At 59.7% G+C, this 5605-nt stretch carries 6 protein-coding genes; 5 read left to right on the plus strand and 1 reads right to left on the minus strand.

The features are described 5' to 3' along the window. Positions 1-728, minus strand: a 728-nt coding sequence (locus tag GX147_10295; protein NLN61060.1) for an NAD(P)H-dependent oxidoreductase, incomplete at its 3' end; no start/stop codon positions are given. Between the two features lie 248 nt (positions 729-976). On the opposite strand from GX147_10295, the gene GX147_10300 reads away from it, so the two are divergent. From GX147_10300 to GX147_10320, 5 genes are all read left to right on the plus strand, one after another. After that, positions 977-1546, plus strand: a complete 570-nt coding sequence (locus tag GX147_10300; protein ID NLN61061.1) for a methyltransferase domain-containing protein — start codon at positions 977-979, stop codon at positions 1544-1546. A 99-nt stretch (positions 1547-1645) separates the two neighbouring features. Continuing rightward, positions 1646-2485, plus strand: coding sequence for a 4Fe-4S binding protein (locus GX147_10305; protein NLN61062.1), 840 nt, complete (start codon positions 1646-1648; stop codon positions 2483-2485). A 73-nt stretch (positions 2486-2558) separates the two neighbouring features. Further along, entirely contained in the window at positions 2559-4193 is a 1635-nt protein-coding gene (hcp, locus tag GX147_10310; GenBank protein NLN61063.1) for a hydroxylamine reductase, read from the plus strand. 247 nt (positions 4194-4440) lie between these two features. Beyond that, positions 4441-4737 (plus strand): nitrous oxide-stimulated promoter family protein, encoded by a 297-nt coding sequence (locus GX147_10315; GenBank protein ID NLN61064.1) that lies wholly within the window; start codon positions 4441-4443, stop codon positions 4735-4737. 168 nt (positions 4738-4905) lie between these two features. Further along, positions 4906-5217, plus strand: coding sequence for a cupin domain-containing protein (locus tag GX147_10320; GenBank protein ID NLN61065.1), 312 nt, complete (start codon positions 4906-4908; stop codon positions 5215-5217). Positions 5218-5605 lie beyond the last annotated feature (388 nt).

The raw sequence follows: 5605 nt of genomic DNA on the forward strand, positions 1-5605 counted from the left end.
AGGCAGCCCAGGCAGCCGCCCTTCATGTCCAGGTGATGCAGGTCGATGACTGCCGTGTAGCCGAAGAAGGAATCCTGCAACCTCGTCACCAGCCACATCAGATTCCGCGCTTCCGGGCGTGCGTCGGAAAGGATGAGGATTTTTTTGCCCCTCGGCGGGAGCAGATCCTTGACCAGAGCCGGCCGGTATTCGTGGGAACGAGCCGCGACGGGGGCGTAATTCCTCGGGGTGGGGCTCTGCTTGCGCATGGAGAGCAGAAAGTACTTGGCGAAAAGACGGACCTGTTTCCGTTTTTTCTTTTCCAGGAGGTCGTACATGGAGGCGGAAAAGGAACCCGTATACTTCATGTGCAGGTCGTCGCAGATGCCGTTCATATAATGATGGGCCGTCATGTCCAGGATATGGATGGATGTCGTGAGGACGGCGGCGTATTTGTCCCGGAAGGCCCACGAGGCGTTTCTCTCCCCGATCAGCTCGATGAAACGCTTGTACTGTGAGGGAACGAGAAAATGAAAGAGGGGAAAGGCCCAGAGGATGCCGTCGGCATGGCTGATGACGTCCACGACCTCGTTGAAGACCTGTTTGCTTTTTTCCAGCCTGTGAATTTTTTCGGAAACATCGATGTAGATAAACCGATGCCTGGGGAACTGGTTTTCGATGTATCGCACGTACTGCATGGTCGCGCTTTGCGGTCCCTTGGGACTTCCATTCAGAACCACGATTCTCATTTCATCCTCCTCCTCGGCGGCGACTCCTCTCATAATGGCCCGGGGAAAAACAGGGGGGCTTCACCCTGCGAAACCTCTGTTTCATGATACCCAAAGATCGGCGTCCTGTTTTCTATCACATATTTCCCACGACGTCAGCCATTCTTGCGCTTTGTCCCCCGGTTTGTTATATTATTCGTTCGCCCGATGACCCGAATCCGGGTCGTGGTCCACCACGAGGCGGCGGTTGAGACGGGAGGCCATGCCACATGACGCGGATAAACGACGAGCACACGGATTCTGAACCGGCGGCCCTGCTGCGGGCGCACATCGGTCTGTTTACGGAGGCTTCTCTGCCGGGCCCCGTTCTGGACCTGGCCTGCGGAGGCGGTCGTAACGGGGTTTACCTGGCGTCCCTGGGGCTTTCGGTTATTCTTTGCGACGTTTCGGAGGCCGCCCTCTCCCGGGCGGCCTCGCTGGCTTCCTCCCGGGGCGTTTCACCCCGGTTCATGCGGCTGGACCTGGAAAGGGAAGGCGCCTCTCCCCTGAAAGAGGACGTGTACGGTGGGGTCATCGTTTTCCGCTATCTGCACCGGCCCCTCATGCCCCTTATAAAAAAGAGTATCCGGCCGACGGGCATCCTGGTTTACGAAACCTTTACAATCGACCAGGCCCGTTACGGCAAACCCACCAATCCGGATTATCTGCTTGAACCCGGCGAACTCCGACGATGGTTTTCCGACTGGGAGGTTCTCTACTGGCGCGAGGGGGTCGAAGTCAACCCGGAACGGGCCGTCGCCCAGATCGTCTGCCGGAAACCCGGGGTTCTTTTAATATAAAAACCGGAAATGACCCTATTCTTGACTTACGTCAATTCTTTCCACGCTTTTTCATGTCATAACGCTGTCGAAAAGAAACATTTCCACCAGGAGGCAGACATGAAACGCCAGATCATAAAAATAGATGAAGAGAAATGCACCGGTTGCGGTGACTGCATCATCAGTTGTCCCGAGGGGGCCCTTCAACTGATTGACGGGAAGGCCCGGCTGGTGAGCGAACCGGCTTGCGACGGCCTGGGAGCGTGTATCGGTCACTGTCCCTTTGGCGCCATCACCGTGGAAGAACGGGAGGCGCCGCCCTACGATGAACGGAGGGTGGTGGCCGAGATCGCCGCCAAAGGGCCCAGGGTCCTGGCGGCCCATCTCCGGCATCTCAGGAAGCACGGTCAGCATCAGTACCTGGGTGAAGCCCTGGATTATCTCCGGGAAGAGGGCATTCCCGTTCCCGATCCGGAGGAAGCCGTTCCGGGACACGGGGTCCCCCGGGGTTGCCCCGGCATGACGCCACGGGATTTTGCCGGAGGAACGGCGAAAACGCCGTCCGGGGGCGAATGCCCATCGGCCCTCACCCATTGGCCCATCCAGTTGCACCTCATATCGCCCGAGGCGGCGTATTTCCGGAAAGCCGACCTGCTGGTCGCCGCCGACTGCACGGCCTTTGCCGCGGGCAATTTTCACGGTGACTGGCTTGCGGGGAAGAAGCTTGTCATCGCCTGCCCGAAACTCGATGACGGAGAGGATGTTTACCTGGAAAAGCTCATCGCCCTGATCGAGCGGGCCGAAGTGAACACGATCACGGTCATGATCATGGAGGTTCCCTGCTGCGGCGGCATGTCGCGGCTGGTTCAGAAGGCGGCTGCCATGGCGGCGAGAAAGGTTCCCGTCAAGGAGGTGGTCGTCGGCATCAATGGGAACATACTCAGGGAACGCTGGCTTTAGGGCGTGCGTTCAAAAGGGGTGCGTAATCTGTCGAGAAAAAACAAAATAAAATAAACCGAAGGAGGAGGAAACCATGTTCTGTTATCAATGCCAGGAAACGTTAAAAAATCAAGGATGTGTAAAAAACGGGGTCTGCGGGAAAAAGGAACACACGGCGGAGTTGCAGGACGCCCTGATCTATGTCCTCAAGGGAATCGCCCTGCTGGAAGAGAAGGCCGTCGCCGCGGGCCGGGGCAGCCTCCGGGTCGGCCGGTTCATGAGCCAGGCCCTGTTCGCGACGTTGACGAACACGAATTTCGATGACGAAAAGCTCGTCTCCCTGATCGAAGAGGGACTTGCCCTGAAACGGGAGCTGTTCGCCGAATACGGGGACGCTTTCGGTAAGGAGGCGCCGGAGGCCGTCACCTGGAGCGCCGAGGGCGAGGCGGCTTTCGTGGCCAAGGCAAAAACCGCAGGCGTTCTGGCGACGGAAAACGAGGACATACGGTCCCTGCGCGAACTGCTGACCTACGGCGCCAAGGGAATCGCCGCCTACGCGGATCACGCGGCGATACTGGGTTATGAAGATCAGAAGATTTACAGTTTCCTGGCCGAGGCCCTGGCGGCGACGACCCGGGACCTCTCCGCCGACGATCTGACCGCCCTGGTCCTCAAGGCCGGGGAGACGGCCGTGACGACCATGGCCCTGCTGGACCAGGCGAACACGACCTGCTACGGCCATCCGGAGATCACCCAGGTCAATATCGGCGTTCGGAACAACCCGGGGATCCTCATTTCAGGGCACGACCTCAAGGATATGGAGGAACTCCTGAAACAGACGGAAGGAACCGGTGTCGATGTGTACACCCATGGCGAAATGCTGCCGGCGAACTATTACCCGGCCTTCAAAAAGTACGACCATTTCGTCGGCAACTACGGCGGTTCCTGGTGGCATCAAAACGCGGAGTTCGAGTCCTTCAACGGGCCGATTCTCATGACGACGAACTGCATCATTCCTCCCAGGGACAGTTACAGGGACCGCATATTCACGACGGGGATGGCCGGGTATCCCGGTGTGCGGCATATCGCCGACCGTGAAGACGGCAAGGCGAAGGATTTTTCGTCTCTCATCGAATTGGCAAAAACATGCGCTCCTCCGAAGGAAATCGAGACGGGGACCATCGTCGGCGGATTCGCCCGCCAGCAGGTCCTGGCCCTGGCGGACAAGGTCGTCGATGCGGTGAAAAGCGGCGCCATCAAGCGCTTCGTCGTCATGGCGGGATGTGACGGCCGGCACAAGGAACGGGCCTACTTCACGGACGTGGCGGAGGCTCTGCCCCAAGACGCGGTGATCCTCACGGCGGGGTGCGCCAAGTACCGGTACAACAAACTCGACCTGGGCGATATCGGCGGCATCCCCCGGGTCCTCGACGCGGGCCAGTGCAACGACTGCTATTCCCTGGCCGTAATCGCCCTGACCCTCAAGGATGTCTTCGGCCTGAAGGACATCAACGAACTGCCCCTGTCCTTCGACGTGGCCTGGTACGAGCAGAAGGCCGTGGCCGTGCTCCTGGCCCTGCTGTACCTCGGCGTCAAGGGCATTCGTCTGGGACCGACGCTCCCGGCCTTCCTCTCGCCCAATGTGGCCAAGGTCCTGGTCGATAAATTCGGGATCAAGGGGGTAGGCGACGCGAAGGAGGACGTGGAGGCCATGATGGCCGGCGCATAGAACGTCCCGCCGGTCCGGGGGCAAACCTTCCGACCGACGGGGTAACGCGCCAGTCGATTGGGACGAACGCCCCGCCGGTCTGGGGGCAAACCCCCCGCTTGGCTTGTTTTATAAATTGTGCTATGTCCGTGTCTTTTCCCGGTTTCTTCTCCCGAGGGGGGAGGAACGGGAAAGGGCGGGATTCCGGCCGAACGCGACGGGGCGTGCGTGACCGGATTTCCTTCGCACGACTTCTGGGGAACGGTCCATGTTCCGGGAAACACGAACGGTTCGTCTTATGGTCGAGCTTTATTGCAGGCATCACCACGGCGGCAAGGGGATCTGCGGAGATTGCGGCGCCCTGGCTGATTATGCGGCGAAGCGGATCGAAAAATGTCCCTTCGGCCGGAACAAGCCTGTCTGCTCCCAATGCTCCGTCCACTGCTTCAGGCCGGATATGAGGGAGCGGATCCGGGAGGTCATGCGTTACGCCGGGCCCCGCATCACCCTGCGCCATCCCGTGCTTGCCCTCGATCATCTGCGAAGGAGGCTGAGGGGACGATGAGGATCTCCCGCTGCCCCGGCCGTCCCTTCGGTTTCGCCCGGGGCTGGGTTCATCTGAAAAATATCGGGCCGTCCTGCCGGCCCATGAGGCGGTTGCCGCGGCCAACCGGGCGGCGGGCGTGAATGACTGACTAACCGAACGGCCCAGGGCCGTGGAAGGAGAACGAACATGACCGTTACCGTCAGCGAGATTAAGGATCTGATCCAATACCAGGAAAACTCCGTCGTCAGCCGTGAAATGATCGGCAAGCCGACCGGAACCGTGACCGTCTTTGCCTTCGATGCCGGCCAGGGTCTGAGCGAGCATACGGCTCCCTTCGACGCCCTGGTCCAGGTGCTGGACGGCGCGGCGGAAATCACCATTTCGGGGGAGCCTTACCGCGTGAAGGCGGGTGAGATGGTCATCATGCCCGCGGGGAAGCCCCATGCCCTGAAGGCGGTTGAACGCTTCAAGATGCTCTTGGTGCTGATCAGGGAATAACCGGGGAGAGTTACAGGCTGGCGTGAAGGACAAGATTTCTCGTCGCTCCGCTCCTCGAAATGACATGGGTGGGGGCTCCTCGTAATGACGTGGGGGGTGACACCAGGGGTGAAAGGACAAGAGGGACGCGGCCGAGGGCGAAAGGCCATGCCTTTTTGCCATTCCGAATGGCCGCGTCAACCGCCATGTCATTCCTTATCCTTATCCCGCGCCAGGCCTAAAATGTCATTCCGTTCCTGCGCCAGGCCTAAAATGTCATTCCGAATCCCGCCGGAGGCGGGTGAGGAATCTTGAACGCAACACCTTGGGATGGCGTGGGACAAGATTTTTCGTCGCTTCGCCATCCTCCTTGTCGCTTCGAACGTTCCTTTCTGTCACTTCGAACGAA

Source organism: Deltaproteobacteria bacterium (assembly GCA_012522415.1).
Classification (GTDB): Bacteria; Desulfobacterota; Syntrophia; order Syntrophales; family JAAYKM01; genus JAAYKM01.

Bases quoted from the DNA above. Each gene is read 5' to 3' on its own strand.
- GX147_10300 (NLN61061.1), top strand. From the start codon at position 977: ATGACGCGGATAAACGACGAGCACACGGATTCTGAACCGGCGGCCCTG.
- GX147_10305 (NLN61062.1), top strand. From the start codon at position 1,646: ATGAAACGCCAGATCATAAAAATAGATGAAGAGAAATGCACCGGTTGC.
- hcp (NLN61063.1), top strand. From the start codon at position 2,559: ATGTTCTGTTATCAATGCCAGGAAACGTTAAAAAATCAAGGATGTGTA.
- GX147_10315 (NLN61064.1), top strand. From the start codon at position 4,441: ATGTTCCGGGAAACACGAACGGTTCGTCTTATGGTCGAGCTTTATTGC.
- GX147_10320 (NLN61065.1), top strand. From the start codon at position 4,906: ATGACCGTTACCGTCAGCGAGATTAAGGATCTGATCCAATACCAGGAA.